This window comes from Phenylobacterium sp. LjRoot97 (genome assembly GCF_964254345.1).
GTDB lineage: Bacteria > Pseudomonadota > Alphaproteobacteria > Caulobacterales > Caulobacteraceae > Phenylobacterium.
In genome coordinates, this window is the sequence record NZ_CAXUTH020000002.1 from 172,826 (window position 1) to 191,429 (window position 18,604).

Here is an 18,604-nt window from a genome sequence, read left to right on the forward strand (position 1 = left end):
TCATCGTCGTTCGCGGCCAGTGTCCCTAGAAACACGCCGGGCGAGCGATCCCCCGCGGAATACTTGGGGGCTCCAGCGCGTTCTCAAGGAATGGAGAGCTTGCGACCGTTCTCGAAGGCGGAGCTGGATCAGGAACGCGAACGCCTCGCGCGCATGTTCGAACAGGCGCCCAGCCTGATGGCGCTGCTGCGAGAACCCGAACATCAGATCGTGCTCGCCAACGCCGCCTTCCGATCCTTGTTCGGGGACATGGAGCTTGCCGGGCGAAAGGTCGCCGACATTCTACCTCCATCACTGGCCCGGCAGGCCCTTGAGGCGCTCGACGAAGCCTACAGCTCGGGCTCGTCCATCCGGCGCGCACCCGTGCCGTTTCCAGCGCCAGGTTCTGGAGCGCCGGGAGATGAGCGGCTTGTGGACCTGGTCTTGCAGCCCATCACCGACCGAAGCGGCGCGGTGATGGGGATCTTCGTGCAGGGCTCGGACGTCACCGACCGCATCCGGGCCGAGCAGCGGGTTCGCAGCAGCCTGAAGATCAGCACCGTCGGCATCGTTTATTGGGACCCGGAGTTCCGGCTGATCGAGGTCAATGACGCCTTCCTCAACATGGGCGGCTACGTCCGTGAGGACCTTGTCGGGAGAAGCTGGCGACACCTGACGCCTCCGGAGTACTGGCCCCTGGTCGAACGGGCCATTTCCCAGGTGGAGACGACCAGAGAGTCGATCCCCTACGAAAAGCAGTACTTTCGGAAAGACGGAACTCGCTGGTGGGGGCGGTTCGCCGCCCGGCGGGTCAGCACCAGCGAGGTCGTCGAATTCGTCCTCGACGTCACAGAACGCCGGGAAGCCGAGGAAGCGCTCCGCGACAGGGAGCGGCGTCTGCAGCTGATCGTCGACACCGCGATCGACTACGTGATCCTGACGACGGATCCCGAGCGCCGGGTGACGAGCTGGTCGCCCGGCGCGACCCGCATCCTCGGTTTCGAGGCGGAGGATATCGTGGGGCGCTCGGCGGACATCCTCTTTACGCCGGAAGATCGGGCCGCCGGCGTTCCCGAAGAAGAGACCGGCCTGGCCCGGCGCGACGGCGCAGCGCCGGACGTCCGCTGGCATCTTCGCAAGGACGGCGGTCGCGTCTTTCTCAGCGGCAGCCTGCACCTGATGAAGACCGAGGGGCGGGAAGAGGTCGGCTACTTCAAGATCGCACGCGACGAGACCGAGCGGCGTCGTTCCGAGCTTGAGATCCGGGACGCCGAGGAGCGGTTTCGGTTAGCGGTCCGCGCCACCAAGGACGCGATCTGGGACTGGGATCTGGTTAGCGACCGCATCGACTGGAATGAGGCGGTCGAGCCGCTGTTCGGCTACCGGCCTGCCGATATCGAACCGACGAGCCAATGGTGGAAGGGTCACGTCCATCCTGATGATCGTGACCGGGTCATCGCCACGATCGAGGACGTTGTCGCGGGCGGGGAGGCGAGTTGGGCGGCGGAGTACCGCTTTCGGCGCCGCGACGAATCCTACGCCGATGTCGTCGACCGCGGGACGGTGCTCAGAGACGACGATGGGACGCCCTTGCGGATGGTCGGCGCCATGCACGACCTCACCCGGCACAAGGAAGCGCAGGCCTATCTGAGGCAGCTCAACGAGACGCTCGAGCACCGGGTGCATGAGGAGGTCTCGGCAAGGCTTCGGACCGAGGAGGCCCTGCGCCAGAGTCAGAAGCTGGAAGCCATAGGCCAGCTGACCGGGGGCGTCGCCCACGACTTCAACAACCTGCTGACCGTCATCCGTGGCGCGGCCGAGATGCTGCGCCGGCCGTCCCTGCCCGAGGCTCGGCGCGAACGATATGTCGAGGCCATCTTCGAAACCGCCGAGCGAGCGGCCAAGCTCACGGGACAGCTGCTGGCGTTTTCGCGCCGCCAGGCCCTGCGACCCGAGGTCTTCGACGTTGGAGCGCGGATTGAAGCTATCCGCGACATGCTGGCGACGGTCGTGGGTTCGAGAGTGACCCTCGTCACGCGAACCGACTGTGCAACGTGCTTTGTCGAAGCCGACCCGATCCAGTTCGAGACCGCGCTGGTGAACATGGCGGTGAACGCCCGCGATGCGATGGACGGGGCGGGCGAACTTCGGATCTCTCTCCAGCTTGCGGCGAAGATTCCCCGCATCCGGGGCCATGGCGAGGCCACCGGGGACTTTGTTGCGGTGAAGGTTCGTGACACCGGAGCCGGAATTGCGTCCGACAAGCTAGGGCAGATTTTTGAGCCCTTTTTCACGACCAAGGAGGTGGGAAAGGGCACTGGCCTTGGCCTGAGTCAGGTTTACGGCTTCGCCAAGCAGTCCGGCGGCGAGGTGGATGTGGTCAGCCGCCTAGGCGCCGGCACGACATTCACCCTCTACCTGCCTCGCACAACCGAGCAGACCAGCTCCATCGCCGAACTCGACAACGATACCGACGAGGTCGAGGGGCGCGGGCATATCCTGGTCGTCGAGGACAACGAGCAGGTCGGGGCCTTCTCCACCGAACTGCTTGCCGAGCTCGGCTTTGAAACGACCTGGGCCCCCGGCGCCGAGGCGGCGCTGAAGATCCTGAGAGAGGAAAAAGGCCGGTTCGCGGCTGTCTTTTCAGACGTGGTGATGCCCGGCATGAACGGCGTGGAGCTTGGCCAGGAGATCAGACGTCAGTTTCCGACCGTTCCGGTCATATTGGCCAGCGGCTACAGCCATGTGTTGGCGCAGGAGAGCCGCCATGGCTTTGAGTTGCTCCATAAGCCGTATTCCATTGAGGACCTGACCAGAGTCCTGAGGAGGTCCATCCGCGACCGACCGGCTGCCTGACGGCGGCGAAGGGCCTGCCCGAAGCTGAGGACAGCTCTTCGCCCGGAACCCACGGCGGCGGCACGGATTCAGATTGGACAGGAGAAATCATGTCCAAGCGTGAAGAGATCGCCCCGAACGGGGACAAGCGCTACATCCGCCGCGACGAGAAGGGGCGCATCAAGACATCCGTCGAAAAGGGCGCCTCACTGTCCGCCGACGCCCGGCAGAAGGCCAAGAGCGACGCCGCAAAGGGGCAGGGCGACCGCGGCGACCGCCGCGCAAACTAGAGTGGCCAAGACGCCGGCTCGAAGGCTCAAGGTGTTTCAGGCCCAGTTCGGCTTCTACGACACGGTCGTGGCGGTTCCGAGCAAAACCGCGGCGCTGCGCGCCTGGGGCACCCGACAGGACCTGTTTGCGAGCGGCGAGGCGCGCGTGACGAACGACGAGGCCGCGATCGCCGCAGCCACGGCGCATCCGGGGACGCCGTTGCGGCGGGCGATCGGCTCTGGAGAGCCGTTCGGGCTTGAGCCGGCAGGTCTCCCGAAACTGCCGGATGCGCCGAAGAGCAAACCGCAGAAGGCGCAGGCGGCCAAGCCACCAGCTCCTGCCCGACCGCAGGCCGACCGGTCCAAACTCGACGCCGCCGAGAAGGCGCTTAAGACCCTCGATGAGCGGCGCAAGGCCGAGGAAGCCGTGTTCCGGAAAGAAAGGGCTGACCTCGAGGCGCGCATCTCGGCGGCGCAGAACGCCTATGTCGCCGCTCGCAAGGCCGCCACCGCCCAGGTGGTGGCGGCGCGCACCGAATTCCGCAAGGCGGGCGGGCGCGGCTGACTACCCCGCCTTGCGGGCGCGCGGGCGGGCCGAAGCCTTGGCCGGCGCCTTTTTGGCGGGGGCCCTCGCGGCCGGCTTCTTGGTACTGGCGGGGGCCTTGGTGCGACCTCCCAGACTGGCGCGGAGGGCGGACATCAGGTCGACGACATTGGTGTCATCGGGCTCTGCGACCTTGGCGGGCTTGTGCCCCTTCTTCTTCTCTTCGATCAGCGCCTTCAGGGCCTCTTCATAGCGGTCCACGAATTGGCTGGGGTCGAACGGCCCCTCCTGCTGCTCGATGATCTTCTCGGCGATCGAAATCATCGCCGGGTCCGCCGCCTTGTCGCTGATGCTTCCGAAAATCTCATCGGGCTTGCGGACCTCCGCATCGCTGCGGATCGTATAGGCCAGAATGCCGTTGTCCCGCGGCTCAAGGGCGAGGATGCGCTCGCGCGTCCCGATCACCACTCGGCCGATCGCGATCTGGCCGGATTTCTCCATGGCCGTGCGGATCACCCCGAAAGCTTCCTGCGCCAGCTTCCCGTCGGGGGCGAGATAGTAGGGGTTGTCCCAGTAGAGGCGGTCGATGTTCTCGGCGGCGACGAACCGCTCGATCTCGATGGTCTTGGTGCTCTCGAGCTTGACCGAATTGATCTCGTCCTGGGTCAGCAGGACATACTCGCCCTTGGAGATTTCGTAGCCCTTGACCAGCTCCGAGCGCTCGATCGGCCCGGTGTCGGGGTCGGTCGTGATCATCTTGATGCGGTTGTTGGTCTTGGGATTGATCAGGTTGAAGTGGACGTCGCCGGCGGAGTTGGTCGCGGTGTAGAGCGCGACCGGGCAGGTGACGAGCGAGAGTTTCAGGTGTCCTTGCCAGGTCGGACGATAGGCCATTGTGGGTCTCCAGGCGGCGGAGCTACGCGCCGTGGGGACTCAACGACCCGCGAAGTGATTCGTTCGCCTCAGCTGCAGGACGAGGTTTCGCCGCTGTCGAGATCGAAGCGGAAGCAATGCTGATGGCCGGTTTCAACCTCCTGCACGATCACGCTGATCTCGTCTCCATCGCCGGCCAGGTCGTGCAGGTCCTCCAGGTAGGCCACCGCGGCGGCCTCGAATGAGGGCTCCTCAAGCGTGCGCGCGTGATGCGCATCAACGTGACGGGCGTGGACGCGGAAGGCGCGGGTTTCGCGTTTGGCATCGATCATGTGGCTCTCCGTCGAAGACAACGCCCGACGCCTGAAATGGATTCGATGAGTCCCGCGGATCGACAAGCGATGCTGCTCGTTGATCGGGCGAACCTTGGTCCACAGCAGGGCGGAAGATGGCGCAGAGCAGGCTCGTCAAATACCAGGAAATGCGCGATTTCAGCGCGACGGCGGAGCCCTCGGGGAAGGACGCCAAGGTCGCGCCCTCGGACGCCCTGCGCTTCGTGATCCAGAAGCATGCGGCCAGCCATCTGCATTTTGACCTGCGCCTGGAGTCCGAGGGCACGTTTCGGTCCTGGGCCGTTCCCAAAGGCCCTTCGCTCGATCCGAAGGTTCGCCGCATGGCGATGGAAGTCGAGGACCACCCTCTCGACTACGGGGACTTCGAAGGCACGATCCCCAAGGGCCAGTACGGCGGCGGCACGGTGATGCTGTGGGACCGCGGCTACTGGGCGCCTGAGAAGGGCTTTGAGAAGATCGCGGCGGCGCTGGCCAAGGGCGAGCTGAAGTTCGTCATGGAGGGCGAGCGGATGCATGGCTCCTGGGTGCTCGTGCGGACCCGGCGCGATAGCCGCGGCAGGGCCAGCTGGCTGCTGATCAAGCATCGCGACGAGGGGGCGGTCGAGGGCGAGGCGTCCGGTCCGACCGACCAGGACAGGTCGGTCGCATCGGGCCGCACCATGGCTGAGATCGCCGCCGGCAAGGGCCGGTCCGCAACGCCCTTCATGACCGCCAAGGGCGCACCCGCCGGCGCAGTCTGGCGAAGCAACCGCGAGGGCGGCGCCGCAACCGGGCTGATCCTGCCTGGCGGCGGCAAGCGCGGCGCGGCCAGGCCGAAGTCGCTGCCCGCTCTACCGGAATTCGTCGAGCCGCAACTGGCCAAACTGGTCGAGAAGCCGCCGACGGGGCCGGGATGGGCGCACGAGATCAAATTCGACGGCTACCGCATGCAGCTGCGCACGGTCGGAGGGAAGGCGACCCTGCGCACCCGCAAGGGCCTCGACTGGTCGGCGAAGTTCCCGGAAATCGTCGCCGCGGGAAAAGGCCTCGAGGACGGGATCATCGACGGAGAGGTCTGCGCCCTCGACGACACAGGCGCGCCGGACTTTGCGGCCTTGCAGGCCGCCATCGCCGACGGACGGACCGCCAACCTGGTGTTCTTCGTCTTCGACCTGCTTGGCGTGGGCAAGGCCGACCTGAGGAGCCTGCCGCTCAGCGACCGCAAGGCCAGGCTTCAGGACCATGTCGCCGGGGCCCCGGCGATCGTCCGCTACGTTGATCACTTCATTACCGCGGGCGACGCGGTGCTGCTGTCGGCCTGCCGGATGGATCTGGAAGGCATCGTCTCCAAACGGCTCGATGCGCCCTACCAGTCCGGGCGCAGCGAAAGCTGGAGCAAGTCGAAGTGCCGCGCCGGGCACGAGGTGGTGATCGGCGGCTGGACGACGACCGGCGAGAATTTCCGGTCCCTGATCGCCGGCGTCTACCGGGACGGCGAGCTCGCCCACGTCGGCCGGATCGGAACTGGCTTCAGCCGCGACGTGGTCAGCAAGCTGATGCCGAAGCTGAAGGCGCTTGAGACGAAGACCAGCCCCTTCAAGGGAAAGACCGCTCCTAAGCGGGGGGCGAGCGTCCACTGGGTGAAGCCCCAACTAGTCGCCGAGATCCAGTACGCCGGATTCACGGGCGACGGGACGCTGCGCCAAGCGTCCTTCAAGGGCCTGCGGGAGGACAAACCGGCGTTCGAGGTCGACACGGTCGAACCGGCCTCTGCGGCGACGACCGACCTGGCGCAACCTGCCCCCGCGATGGTCAGATCGGGAACCGTCATGCCGCGCGGGGCGAGCGTGGTGATGGGAGTGACCATCTCAAACGCGGATAAGCCGCTGTGGCCTGACGCCGGCGATGGCAGGCCGGCGACCAAACTCGACCTGGCCCAGTACTATGAGGCGGTCGGCGAATGGATGCTGGCCCACGTGAAGGGCCGACCCTGCTCAATGATCCGCATGCCCGACGGGATTGATGGCGCGCAGAAGTTCTTCCAGCGGCACAGCGGCAAAGGTCAGTCCTCGCTGATCACCGAGGTCGAAGTCTGGGGCGACAGAAAGCCCTATATTCAGTTCGACCGGGTCGAGGCGCTGGTGGCGGCCGCGCAGACGGGCGCGCTGGAGCTGCACCCCTGGAACAGCGAGCCGTTCTCGCCCGAACAACCAGGCCGCCTGGTTTTCGACCTCGATCCCGCGCCCGACGTGCCCTTTGAGCGGGTCATCGATGGCGCCCGCGAGATCCGGGACAGGCTAGAGGAACTTGGCCTGATCAGCTTCTGCAAAACGACCGGCGGAAAGGGGCTGCACGTGGTCACCCCCCTTCTGGCCGAGGGCTTGAGCTGGGATGTCGCCAAGGCGTTCGCGCGCGATGTCTGCAAGGCCATGGCCGCGGACTCGCCCGATCGCTACCTGATCAGCATGGCCAAGAAGGATCGTGGCGGCCGCATCTTCCTCGACTATTTGCGCAACGATCGGATGGCGACCGCGGTCGCCCCCCTGTCGCCGCGCGGCAGGCCCGGAGCGCCGGTCTCGATGCCGCTCTCCTGGGGCCAGGTCCGGCGCGGCCTAGATCCTGGAGCCTATACGCTGCGCACGGTTCCCGCGCTTTTGCGCAAGCTCAAGGCCTGGGCGGACTATTGCGACGGCGAGCGTCCGCTGGCTGTCGCCATCGAGCGGCTCGGGAAGGTGTGAGTCGCTCGGCGCCGGAGCGCTAGTGGTTCTACGGGTTGGCGAGGCGGGTTCCTCTTCAGGGGTTACGGTCGGCGATCGCTTCGCCGCCCTCTTCCTCCTCCAGCAGCGCTGCATTGTCGCCGCGGGCCGAGAGTCGCACCTGCTGGCCTTCGATCGAGGCGATGAGGCCCGCCGAAATATAGTGGTGATGGTCGCCGTGGGAGCCGCTGTCGGCGCGGGTCAGCTTGATCCTGTCGCCTTCGACCCGGTCCACAGTGCCGAGATGAACGCCGTCCGCGCCGATGACTTCCGTATGTTCCTTGATCGCCGAGAGATCGGTCATGGCCAGTTCCTTTTCGATTGGGCCTAAGGTCAACTAAGCCGCCTCTCGGGTGTTCCGGCGGAAGCTGACCTGCCTCCGTGAGCGGCGACCGGCGTTTGCGCCTCCGACCGCTGGCGACCGCAGGGACTTCGGCGAAGCCTGCTATTCAGCCGCGTGCAGCTTCGGCAGAGACTGCGCCCAGAGATAGGCCCGGTAGGTCTCGAAGCACTCGTGACCGCAGTGCAGCCGCATCAAAGCCCCTTCGGCGATGGACCGCGCGCAGGCGGGATCGGCCTCGACCAGCGGCAGCAGCGCTTCGGCGTTCCAGGCCTTGGAGTGCTCGACGTCGAGGTGGGCGTGCAGGACGAAGTACTTCCTGGCCTCGGCCCTGACCCCCAGGCGCTTAAGGCCATCCGCCACCAGCGCCACACGGGTCGGTGCGGTCAGCTCGACAACTCCCAGCGCGCCGATCGACTGGTAGACGTAGCGGCGGTTGGCGGCCAGAGCGGTCATGGTGTTGGCGAGCGCCAGCGATTGCCACACCGTGCCCTCGATGCTGGGCGTCAGTCCCAGAGCCTTGACCGTTCGGTCCAGCATCGGGCCGTGCATGCCCCCCTCGTGGCCGCGGCCCATCTCGTCCCAATAGTTGCGGGCAAGCTCGAGTTTCGGCCGGGCGGGAAGCTTGACCTGTGTCATGGCGACGAGGTCGTCAAACCCGGCTTCACCTGCGGCCTCCTGGGTGAGGAACCACCTCAGCTGATCCATGGAGGCCTGGCCGGCCAGCCAGTCAAACAGCGGATCCCACTGGCCCGGGCCCGATTCCTTGAGCTGTTCGAACCAGGCGATGAATTCGGGGCCGGTCGTAGGCACGTGCTGCACCTCCGGCGCCACGAAGGCCCGGAAGGCCTCGATGAAGCCGCCCTCGACGATCTGCATCTCGGCGTCGCGCCGGATGCGCGCAGCCCAGTCCTCGGTCGGCGTGGCGAGCGCCAGGCGTTCGTGGTTCCAGTACGCCAGGGACTCGTGAAGCAGCTGGGCGTCGGAAAAGTCGGCCGTAAGCCCAAGATGGGCCAGTTGAAGTCCGGCGAGCATGGGGATCTCCTATGGCTTGGAATAGGCGGGACCGCTGCTGGTCCGAGGCCTCGCGCGCGAACAGCCACCCTGTCGGTCCTGAGCTCTGTTCGGCGACGAAGCCGTCGACCGGCCGCGGTCAGCGCCGTCGATAGGGGAGGCGCGGCGCCGCGCCCGTGAATGGGAGGGGGCGTCAGGCATAGGGGCGAGCCTCGACCTGCGAGCTTGGCTGAGCCGCCGGGGCGCTGTGCGAGCGGGCGAACTCCAGCACCTGCGCCCAGACGGCGTCGACTTTCGTCGGCATCAGCACGACGAGGTCACGCGGACCTGCGCTTTCCAGGGCGTGCTGCGCTGCGGCGATCTCATCGAGGGTGCGAACAATATCTTCACCCGAGCGGCCGGTGCTCGCCGCGCCTTCGCTGAGCAGCCGCAGCACGTCGCCGGCCGGACGACCGCGTCCGTCGGGCCTCTCGCGGAAGATCAACTGGTCGAACACCCGCGCGGCGATGGCGCCCATCTCGCGAATGTCTTCGTCGCGGCGGTCGCCGGGGGTGCTCACGACTCCGATCGTGCGGTCGTGGTCCTGGGCCAGAATCCCCACAACTTCGCCCAGGGCACGCAGCGCCGCCGGGTTATGGGCATAGTCGAGCAGGGTGGTGAAGCCGGTGGCGCGCGTGAGGTTAAGGCGGCCGGGATTCCGCTCGAACGAGCTCTCGAAGCTACGGAGGGCCTGACCGATTTCGATCGGCCCGACACCCTGTCCGTAGGCGGCCGCGGCCGCGGCCAGGGCGTTCTGGATGTTGAAACGCGCCGCGCCGCCCAGCGTGGCGGGCAGATCATGAGCCTCGAGCAACGGGAGTCGTCGCGCGCCATCGAGGAGCACCATCATGCCGCCTCGGATCGAGGGTTCCAGGGCAGCGATGCAGCCGCCTTCAGCCAGGTGTTTCTGCAGGAGGCCCGGCAGATCGGGACCGCCGCGCATGGTGAAGTAAATGACCCTGCCACGCGCGTGGCGGGCCATGCCGAGGGTGTGTCGGTCATCGGCGTTCAGCACGCTGGCGCCGCGACGCCGCACCTGCTCGACGACGATCGACTTCACCCCGGCGAGGTCGGCCAGGCTGTCCACGCCTTTCAGCCCAAGGTGGTCTTCGGTGACGTTCAGCACCACGCCGACGTCGGCCAAGGCGAAGCCCAGGCCCTCCCGCAGGATTCCGCCGCGAGCGGTTTCCAGGACAGCGGCGTCGATCGTGGGGTCCGCCAGAACCTGGCGGGCGCTGCGAGGCCCGCTGGCGTCCGCCGCCTTCAGCAGGCGGCCGCCGACATAGACGCCGCTGGTTGTCGTCATGCCGACGCTGCGGCCGGCCTTGGCCAGTATGTGGGCGATCATCCGTACGGTCGTGGATTTGCCGTTCGTCCCCGTGACGGCGGTGATGGGCACGCGCGCGTCGGCCGGGGCGGGAAACAGATGCTGCAGCACCTTGCGGGCCACCGGGCGCGGAGTTCCGGCCGAGGGCTGCAGGTGCATGCGGAAGCCCGGGGCCGCATTGACCTCGACCACGGCGCCGCCCGTGGAGGCGATGGGCAGCGTGATGTCCGGGGTGATGATGTCGAGGCCGGCGATGTCGAGCCCGATCAAGGCCGCGGTCCGCTCGGCGATCCAGCGGTTCTCCGGATGGATTACGTCGGTTCTGTCGATAGCTTCTCCGCCCCGAGACAGGTTTGCCGTCTCGCGCAGCAGCACCCGCGCCCCGAGCGCAGGCACGTCGTCGAGCGTCAGGCCGGCGGCGGCGAGGACGCGCTCCAGTTCGGCGTCGAGCACCACCTTGGTGAGGACCTTCTCGTGGCCGTCTCCGCGCCGCGGATCTTCGTTGAGGTTCGCCACCAGCCGTCGCACGGTGCTCAGCCCATCGCCGACGACCTGGGCCGGAGCACGTTCCGAAACGGCGGCCAGCTCGCCGCCGATCACCAGCAGCCGGTAGTCGGCGCCGGTCACCCGCCGCTCGACAATGACCCTGCGGCTGACCGCTGCGGCCTGCTCGAAGGCCGCGCGAACCGCGCGCTCTCCGCTGACTCCGACGCTGACGCCGCGTCCGTGATTGCCATCCAGCGGCTTGATGACCACTTCGCCCCCGATCGACGCGGCGAGTTCGACGGCTTCGTCGGCTTTGCGGACCACCCCTCCGTGCGGCACGGGGACCGAGCCGGCCGCCAGCAGCTGCTTGGTGAGCGCCTTGTCGCCGGCCGTTTGAACCGCAATGTGCGAGGTGAGACCCGAAATGCTGGCCCGCATCAGTCGTTGGCGCTTGCCATGCCCGAAGCGGATCAGGCTCTGGTCGTCCAGGCGCGCCCACGGCACGCCGAGCCGTTCGGCTTCGTCGACGAGAGACTGGGTGGTCGGGCCCAGGCCGTCTCGGCGACGGATGGCGTTGAGCGCCGCAAGCTTCAGTCGTTCGTCGCCGGGCAAGGGCGGATGGACGGCGTCCAGGCCCTCCACGACGTCGCCGTCGTCGCCCGCCAGGCCGTGCACCAGTTCGATCGCGACGCGACCGGCCGCCCTGGCGAGATGCTCGAGGCGGTAGGCGAACATGATATTGTAGACGCCAGGCCGGCCGCGGACCGACCGCGTCTTGCCCCGGCTGACGCTGGCGCCGGCCAGGTCCTGCAGTTCCAGGGCGACGTGTTCGATCACATGGCCAAGCCAAGTGCCTTCCTGCAGGCGTTCGACGAAACCTCCTGGGCGCCCGCGGCTGCATCCATGCCTGGCCAGGCCCGGCAGCAGCTCCAGCAGCCGGTCAGCAAACCCTGGCAAGCGGTCGGTGGGCAGCTCTTCGAACCTGCCGAGGTCGAGCTGGATGCGGACCATCGGGGTGGCGCTGTAGAGATGAGGCCCGCGATAAACGGCTGTCTCAAGCACACGCATCTACGTGGCCTCCGACGGCGTGATGCCCGTGCGCGCAAAGATCACCCAGGCGGCGGCCAGGCGGCGGGTCTGCGCGTGTCCGGTTTGGCGCGGGCGTCCCTTTTCATCGAAGGTCTCCCAGAGCCAGGTCGACCCCACTTCCCTGATGCTGAAACGCGCCGACGTGGTTGCAAAGCTCATACCGGTCCTCCGTGGGGCCGGTAACGATGCAATCAGTCGGTCGTTGCGTCGTTTTTACTCTGATCGCGAAATTTTCTTGAGCAATACTAACATATGTAAAGCGTTGTCTGAAATTACTGAGTAATTAGACGTTTTAAGCTAGAGCTAGGCTGCGCGTTGGATTGTCTTCGCCGTCCAGCTGAGCCGCCGCGAACGGCGCGGCGCCCGTCGCTCCAAAGGCTCAGCGACGCCGAAGCGTGAAGCTGACGGCCGCGATCCTCTCGCTTGCGACGTAGGCGCCCTTGCCGAGCAGCCCTGCGAATACGTCCGGATCGACTTCCTCATAGTCGAGCCGCCAGGCGTCGACCGGGAAGCTGTCTAACAGATGTGCTCGGAGGGGGTCGGCGCCCCCGTCCTCGATCGGCGTGGCGGCGTAGACCAGCAGTGCGCCGTCCGGACCGAGTATCTGGGCGGCCTGATCAGCCCAGCGCATCGTCGTTTCCAGACCGAGCATGCCGCCGCCGTCGCGATAGATGCGGGCGGACGGGTCGGCGATAAACGGCGGATTGGCGATGATCAGATCGAACGGCGCGAGGTCCTTCGGCAGGTCGCCGCCAAGGCTATGACGCACCCGGCGGCCCGCGGCCGCGGCGTTGATCTTTGTCAGGTCCAGCGCGGCCGGGTTGATGTCTCGGGCGACGACTTCCGCGTCCGGCCAGAGATCGGCGGCGACCAGGGCGCCAACCCCGGCACCACAGCCCATATCAAGAACGCGGGCTGGAGGGCGGGGCGGCGTCTGCTGGGCGATGATCCGCGCGAACCGATAACTGTCGGGGCCAAGAAACACCGTGTCGCGCGCGGTGGTGGGGAAGCTTGAGTGGGCGTAGAGGCGTCCTCGCAGCCAGGACACCCGCAGGCGGCTCTTCCAGAGGCGACCCTGATCGAAGAGGCCGGCCTGCGCCCACCGTGCGAACTGCGGGATCTCCACCTGCGCCGGGTCGAACTCGAGGTTCCACCCGAACAGGTCGGCAAGGCTCGGCGTGCGTTCGGCTCTCCGGCGCCGATTGTAGCCGATCGTGCCGACGCCAGGCGTGATGAACCGATAGTCGGCCGCCTGAAGGTCGCTGAGCAGTTCGAGCGCGCCGCGCGCGAAGGCTTCGTCGAGTGAACCCAAGACCGGCGACCTCCCAGCTGTTGCGGCGTTTGCGGACGGGCCGCAGGCCGGAGGTTCAAACACTCCGGCCCCTGCGCCGTTCCCGACGGCTCCTTGAGCGGTGATTTCAGAGTTTCGCGACCCGGTGCTGGCTGGCGCGGGGCGATGAAACCGATCTGCCTCCCAGGAATTGCTAGGCGCGAAGCAAGCTGCGCTGGCAGCGCAGCGGTGAGACGGGGAGGCGGCTTGAATCTCGACGCCGAGCGCAGGTACGCGCGGTCTCTGGGCCTGGGGCTCGGCGGGGCGCTGCTGTTTGCATTGCCGCTGCTGATGACGATGGAGATGTGGCAACTGGGCCTGGCCATGGACCGCACGCGGCTGGTCATTCTGTTGGTGATGACCATGCCCGTGCTGGTGGGCCTTTCGTACTTTGCAGGGTTCGAGCCGACCTTCCGGTGGAAGGATGAGATCCTCGACGCCCTCGCCGCCTTCGCCATCGGCGTGGCGCTGGCCGCTTCGGTTTTGGCGCTGTTCGGGGCTTTGCGGCTGTCCCACGCGCCCGGCGAGACAGTCGGCAAGATCGTGTTGTGCGCGATCCCGGGGGCCATCGGCGCGCTGCTCGCAGGCAAGCAGTTCGCGGACATGGGCGTGGACCGCGAGGAGACCCAGCGCCCGTCCGGGTATCTGGCGGAGCTGTTCACGATGATGGTGGGCGCGCTGTTCCTCGCTTTTAACATCGCCCCCACCGAAGAGGTGCCGCTCATCGCCCAGCAGATGGGCCCCGTGCGCAGCCTGCTGCTGGTGCTGCTCTCGGTCCTTGTCCTGCATGGCGTGGTCTATCAGCTCGGCCTGCCCGGTCAGGATCTGCGCCGCGGCCAGGGCGGCGCGCTCAGGGCGTTCGTCCTCTTCAGCATTCCCGGCTATGGGCTTGCGCTGCTGGTCAGCCTCTACACGCTGTGGACGCTCGGGCGCCTCGATGGGGTCTCGGCGCACGAGGCCCTGGCCATGATCGTTGTGCTCGCCTTTCCAGCGGCCCTGGGCTGCGCCACGGCTCGACTGGTGATCTGATGGCCCCTCCTCGTCCCTCGCGTAAGGCCCCACAAAAAGGGCGCGCTGCGACCAAGCCCGCGGCCGCGGAATCTGGCTCGACCCCGGCGCTTGAATGGGGCTCGGCGACGCTTGGCGCGCTGCTGCTGTTCGCAACGCTGGGCTTTCTCCTCTGGGATGCGCTCAGCGGTCGTGACGCGCCGCCAGATCTCAAGGTTTCAGCACTGGCGGTCAGAGCCGTTGAGGGCGGCCACCTCGTCGAGTTCCGGGTCGAAAACGGCGGAGATCGGCCCGCGGCCCAGGTGGAGGTGGAAGGCGAACTGAGCTCAGGGGGCGAACCAGACACCGCGGGCGCCACCTTCGACTATGTCCCCGCCGGATCGGCGCGGACAGGCGGGCTCTTCTTCCGAGAGGATCCGCGCCAAGGCGCGCTCACCCTGACGGCGAAGGGATACGCCGATCCCTGAGCCGCGGCTCGTCCCGGGCGAGACGGTCCTGAACCGGACCGCCGCCTTCACGCAGATCGAGTGCGGTATCGACAACCGCCAGGTGGGATAGCGCCTGCGGAAAGTTGCCGAGCAGCCGGCCGGTTCCGGGCTGGATCTGCTCGGCGAGCAAACCCAGGTCATTTGCCGCGCCGCAGACTCGGTCGAGCAGGGCGGCCGCCTCGGCGTGGCGACCCTGTAGGATATAGACGTCCGCCAGCCACAGGGTGCAGACGAGGAACGCCCCTTCCGGCCCCTCGACGCCGTCCGGCGCCGCCTCGGGCAGGTAGCGCAGAACAAAGCCGTCCTTGAGCAGGTCGCGTTCGATGGCCTCGACAGTGCCGACGATGCGCGGATCGTCAGCGGGCAAGAAGCCGACCAGCGGCAGTCGCAGGTTGCTCGCATCGCAGGCGCTCGATCCATAGGCTTGGACGAACGTGTTGCGGGCGACGTCAAAGCCCTTCTCCAGCACCTCGGCCTTCACCTCCTCGGCCAGAGCGCTGTAGCGGGCTTGCGCGTCGGAATCGGACGCACCAAGCCAGCGGGCCGCGCGGTCGAAGGCGACCCAGCACATCACCGCCGAATAGACGTGCCGGCGTCCCTCGCAGCGGATTTCCCAGATGCCCGCGTCCGGCTCGCGCCAGATCTCCTCGAGGCGGGCCGCCAGCAGACGAACGAGCGCCTCGGCGTCGCCGTCGCCGTCGACGCCGCGCGTTCGCGCGAAGTAAAGCGTGTCGATCACCTCGCCGTAGATGTCGAGCTGCAGCTGCACGTCTGCGGCGTTGCCGATCCGCACAGGCTTTGCGCCCCCGTGACCGCTCAGCCAGTCTGCTTCGACTTCGCCGTACAGTCGTGTGCCGCTGGCTGCGTATACCGGCTGCAGGTCGACAGGTTCGCCGCCTGCCACCCGGCGCAGCCACTTGACCCATGCGCCGGCCTCCTCGGCCATACCCGCGTCGAGGAACACGAGCAGCGTGAAGGTGGCGTCACGAAGCCAGCAGAACCGGTAGTCCCAGTTGCGCGGGCCGGCCGGCCACTCGGGCAGCCCCAGCGTGGGGGCGGCGACCAATGCGCCGGTGTCGCGGTGCGCGAGCGCCTTCAACGTGATCAGCGAGCGAACCACTTCGGCTTGGTGAGGTCCTTGATAGGTGTGCCGAGAGCTCCACTCGCGCCACCATTCCGTCGTAGCCGCAAGCGCAGCGTCGGGATCGCATGGCGGTGGCGGCTCACCTGTGGCGCGAAACGACGTCATCTCGAAACAGACGCGCTCGCCAGCGGCCAATCCGAAGCTGGAGGTCAGCCGGCCGTGGCCGCAATCGAGGTCGCGCTCGGCGCGGACCACGACGGCGAGCGGCCCGACCATTGCAACCACCTCCCGAGCGGCTCCCGATCGCACGAGAGGGCTGACACGGCCGTGTTCGAAGCGGAGCCTTATGTCGGAGCGGACCTCGACCACGCCCGCGCGACCTTCGACCAACCGCACGAGGGTCTGGCGCTGATCGTCCATGCTCATGAAGTCGATGAGCGCGATCTGTCCGTCGGGAGTGGTGAACACGGTCTCCAGCACCAGGGTGTCGCCCAGATAGCGGCGGGCCACCTGGGGGGCGTCATGAAGGGGGGCGATCGACCAGGCGCCGTTCTGCTCGTCGCCGAGCAGGGCGGCGAAGCAGGCCGGGGAATCGAACTGCGGCAGGCAGAGCCAGTCGATGGCGCCCGAACGGCTGACCAGGGCCGCGGTGCGCCCGTCTCCGATCAGGCCGTAGTCTTCGATCGCCGAACTCACTCAACGATCCTTAGGGCTGGCGGCGCCGTCCGATCCGGCCCACAGCCCAGCACTGTTTGCGCCGCGGTCATTGCGAACAGGCCACGGTGGTCATCAGCGCATTCTCAGCCTGGCGCGAATCCAGGCGGGTGTGCTGGACGACGACGGGCTGGTCGGCGGCGATGACGCAAGCGTACTCGACCCCCCGGGGCGCCGGTTCGGGATCGGCTAAATCGTTGAACCGCACATGCCTCGTGCGCCGGGCAGGCACGACCGGCCGGTAAGGACCGACCGGCTCCCGGTCGGTGTAGAACAGAACGATCTCGATCTGCGCGTCAGCATCGCCGGCGTTCAGGATGCAGGCGGTCTCATGGCTGGTCATTTCCGGGGCCGGGCCATGGCTCGTCGTGGGGATGTAGCCCTCGGCGATCACCCAGGTCCGCCGTCCGATCGGCTGTCCCAAGTCGCTGTCCTCCTCGTGGTCGGTCCATGTGCAGAAGTCGGTGGCGGGTCCTGGCGCGACAGGACCAAGCAGCACGCTCCTGGATCAGTTCGCATCACTGCCTGGGAGACTCACCTGGCCTTCAAGGCCTCCCGCCCGCTCGCCGCGCCCGCCCGCCCAGCCAGGCGAGCGCTCCGGCCGCCGCGCAGAGCGCAAGCACCGCCGGAGCCCGGTGCATGCTCGCCCAGAGCAATGGGCTGTGCTCGCGCGCGATGGCGTCGAAGCGGCCATGAGCGCCGCGGTCGCCTTCGATCGGGCGATACAGGTTGTCCTGACGGCCGGCGGCGAGGACCTTTTCGTCCTGCTGGCCGCTGACGCCGGTCGCGGCGAGATAGCGGTCAAGCCAGGGCGAGGCGATGCGGTCACCGAGGATCGCCTGCCAACTGGGCGCGCCGACCACCAATTCCTTGCGCGGATGGCGGGCGGCGAAGCAGATGGCCTGCGCAGCGACCTCGGGCTGGTAGGGCGGGCTCGCCGGCTTGGGGGCCCTGGGCATGGTTGTGCGGATCCAGTCGAACTGGGGCGTATTGACGCCTGGCAGCTGCACCATGGTGAGCTTCACGCTGCTGCCAGCCTCCAGAAGTTCGGCCCGCACGCTGTCCTGGAAGCCCTGCAGGGCATGCTTGGCCGCGCAATAGGCCGATTGCAGGGGAATGCCCCGGTAGGCGAGGGCTGAGCCCACCAGCACGATGACGCCCCGATTTCGGGGCGTCATCCTGGCGAGCGCCGCCCGCACGCCATGCACCTGGCCAAGAAAGGTGACCTCGGTGATGCGGCGAAATTCCAGCGGGTCCATGTCGACAAACCGCGCCAGCATGCCGGCGAATGCGCCGTTGACCCAGATGTCGATCGGACCAAAACGCGCCTCCACCGCGGCTGCGGCGGCGTCCACCGCCGCGGCGTCTGCAACATCAAGCGGCAGGACCAATGCCTCCCCGCCAAGTTCGCGGACCTCCGCGGCGGTGGCTTCCAGAGCTGTGGTTCCCCTGGCGATAAGCCCGATGCAAGCGCCGGTACGTGCAAACCTTCGTGCGACGGCCCGCCCGACTCCGGCCGAAGCGCCCGTGATCACAACCACCTCGCGGCGCTTGCCGCCCTGGAGGTCTTGACGTGTTCGGCTCAACAAAATCCCCTTCCGCTTGCGAGAGCGGCTCGAAAGTCTACGGGTTGAACGACGCCCGCCGCCAAGCTCCGGCGGCCAGCGAGCGGGCCGGCGTGCGTGGCGAGCACTACTGCGCTGTTGCCGAAGCCGGCCCGTCCATCGGATCGACATTCACGACGCCCGTCGCCTGCATGGCCGCGATGGCGACCAACCAAATGGCGAGCAATCCGGCCATGAGCCAAATGAGCAGCGGGGCTGAATGCCGGCGGGCCCCAGCAGGCGGGGCGTCGCTCTCGCGCGGGTCGTCGTACAGCCGCTTTGCACCAGCCTCCGCGGCGCGCTCTGCGCCCCTGCTGACGTGCCGGGTGTGATAGACGCCGTAGGCCAGCGTAATGAGCAGCGCCAGCGCTCCGAAGCCGAATGCAGTCTCCCATCCGCCAAGCATCGCGTTCTCCTTGCCGGTTTGCTGAGATTTCCAACCCCGCACGGCAGTAGCCGTTCCCTCAGGCGCGGAAAAATGGCGGCCCTATCA

At 67.4% G+C, this 18,604-nt stretch carries 17 protein-coding genes; 6 read left to right on the forward strand and 11 right to left on the reverse strand.

The window, feature by feature from the left end; all coding sequences use genetic code 11:
• Positions 1-99 precede the first annotated feature (99 nt).
• From ACSQ2H_RS22950 to ACSQ2H_RS22960, 3 genes are all read left to right on the forward strand, one after another.
• Complete coding sequence (locus ACSQ2H_RS22950) at positions 100-2,835, forward strand: PAS domain S-box protein (RefSeq protein ID WP_436063762.1); 2,736 nt, start codon at positions 100-102, stop codon at positions 2,833-2,835.
• A gap of 89 nt (positions 2,836-2,924) precedes the next feature.
• The gene (locus ACSQ2H_RS22955; RefSeq protein ID WP_436063763.1) at positions 2,925-3,104 is read left to right on the forward strand and encodes a hypothetical protein; all 180 of its coding nucleotides are present in this window, start codon (positions 2,925-2,927) and stop codon (positions 3,102-3,104) included.
• Between the two features lies 1 nt (position 3,105).
• A complete protein-coding gene (locus ACSQ2H_RS22960; protein ID WP_436063764.1) occupies positions 3,106-3,648 on the forward strand; it encodes a hypothetical protein in 543 nt (180 codons plus the stop codon).
• Here the strand turns inward: ACSQ2H_RS22960 and ACSQ2H_RS22965 are convergent, their stop codons facing one another.
• Both ACSQ2H_RS22965 and ACSQ2H_RS22970 read right to left on the reverse strand, forming a co-directional pair.
• Positions 3,649-4,521, reverse strand: a complete 873-nt coding sequence (locus tag ACSQ2H_RS22965; RefSeq protein ID WP_436063765.1) for a Ku protein — start codon at positions 4,519-4,521, stop codon at positions 3,649-3,651.
• A gap of 68 nt (positions 4,522-4,589) precedes the next feature.
• Positions 4,590-4,832 carry a DUF5961 family protein gene (locus tag ACSQ2H_RS22970; RefSeq protein ID WP_436063766.1) on the reverse strand — a complete coding sequence of 81 codons (243 nt, stop codon included), beginning with the start codon at positions 4,830-4,832 and terminating at the stop codon, positions 4,590-4,592.
• A 116-nt stretch (positions 4,833-4,948) separates the two neighbouring features.
• On the opposite strand from ACSQ2H_RS22970, the gene ligD reads away from it, so the two are divergent.
• Entirely contained in the window at positions 4,949-7,570 is a 2,622-nt protein-coding gene (gene ligD, locus ACSQ2H_RS22975; protein WP_436063767.1) for a DNA ligase D, read from the forward strand.
• A gap of 55 nt (positions 7,571-7,625) precedes the next feature.
• Here the strand turns inward: ligD and ACSQ2H_RS22980 are convergent, their stop codons facing one another.
• The 5 genes from ACSQ2H_RS22980 to ACSQ2H_RS23000 form a co-directional block, all read right to left on the reverse strand.
• Positions 7,626-7,892 (reverse strand): DUF2171 domain-containing protein, encoded by a 267-nt coding sequence (locus tag ACSQ2H_RS22980; RefSeq protein WP_436063768.1) that lies wholly within the window; start codon positions 7,890-7,892, stop codon positions 7,626-7,628.
• Positions 7,893-8,033: 141 nt separating this feature from the next.
• The gene (locus tag ACSQ2H_RS22985; RefSeq protein WP_436063769.1) at positions 8,034-8,963 is read right to left on the reverse strand and encodes an iron-containing redox enzyme family protein; all 930 of its coding nucleotides are present in this window, start codon (positions 8,961-8,963) and stop codon (positions 8,034-8,036) included.
• A gap of 172 nt (positions 8,964-9,135) precedes the next feature.
• Positions 9,136-11,862: a cyanophycin synthetase gene (gene cphA, locus ACSQ2H_RS22990; protein WP_436063770.1), complete on the reverse strand. Its 2,727-nt coding sequence runs from the start codon at positions 11,860-11,862 to the stop codon at positions 9,136-9,138.
• Positions 11,863-12,042 (reverse strand): hypothetical protein, encoded by a 180-nt coding sequence (locus ACSQ2H_RS22995; RefSeq protein ID WP_436063771.1) that lies wholly within the window; start codon positions 12,040-12,042, stop codon positions 11,863-11,865. It lies immediately after the preceding gene.
• Positions 12,043-12,262: 220 nt separating this feature from the next.
• Positions 12,263-13,258, reverse strand: a complete 996-nt coding sequence (locus ACSQ2H_RS23000) for a methyltransferase (RefSeq protein WP_436063772.1) — start codon at positions 13,256-13,258, stop codon at positions 12,263-12,265.
• Between the two features lie 162 nt (positions 13,259-13,420).
• Here ACSQ2H_RS23000 and ACSQ2H_RS23005 point away from each other — a divergent pair, with 162 nt between their 5' ends.
• Both ACSQ2H_RS23005 and ACSQ2H_RS23010 read left to right on the forward strand, forming a co-directional pair.
• Positions 13,421-14,242, forward strand: coding sequence for a TIGR02587 family membrane protein (locus tag ACSQ2H_RS23005; protein WP_436063773.1), 822 nt, complete (start codon positions 13,421-13,423; stop codon positions 14,240-14,242).
• Positions 14,242-14,688, forward strand: a complete 447-nt coding sequence (locus ACSQ2H_RS23010) for a TIGR02588 family protein (RefSeq protein WP_436063774.1) — start codon at positions 14,242-14,244, stop codon at positions 14,686-14,688. The genes ACSQ2H_RS23005 and ACSQ2H_RS23010 overlap by 1 nt, the downstream gene beginning before the upstream one ends.
• On the opposite strand, the gene ACSQ2H_RS23015 is transcribed toward ACSQ2H_RS23010, so the two are convergent.
• The 4 genes from ACSQ2H_RS23015 to ACSQ2H_RS23030 form a co-directional block, all read right to left on the reverse strand.
• Complete coding sequence (locus tag ACSQ2H_RS23015; RefSeq protein WP_436063775.1) at positions 14,654-16,489, reverse strand: glycoside hydrolase family 15 protein; 1,836 nt, start codon at positions 16,487-16,489, stop codon at positions 14,654-14,656. The two genes, ACSQ2H_RS23010 and ACSQ2H_RS23015, sit on opposite strands and share 35 nt — an antisense overlap.
• A 67-nt stretch (positions 16,490-16,556) precedes the next feature.
• The gene (locus ACSQ2H_RS23020) at positions 16,557-16,931 is read right to left on the reverse strand and encodes a sensory rhodopsin transducer (protein WP_436063776.1); all 375 of its coding nucleotides are present in this window, start codon (positions 16,929-16,931) and stop codon (positions 16,557-16,559) included.
• Between the two features lie 121 nt (positions 16,932-17,052).
• Positions 17,053-18,243: an SDR family oxidoreductase gene (locus ACSQ2H_RS23025; protein WP_436063777.1), complete on the reverse strand. Its 1,191-nt coding sequence runs from the start codon at positions 18,241-18,243 to the stop codon at positions 17,053-17,055.
• Positions 18,200-18,517: a hypothetical protein gene (locus ACSQ2H_RS23030; RefSeq protein WP_436063778.1), complete on the reverse strand. Its 318-nt coding sequence runs from the start codon at positions 18,515-18,517 to the stop codon at positions 18,200-18,202. Before ACSQ2H_RS23030 ends, ACSQ2H_RS23025 begins: the two co-directional genes overlap by 44 nt.
• Positions 18,518-18,604: the final 87 nt, after the last annotated feature.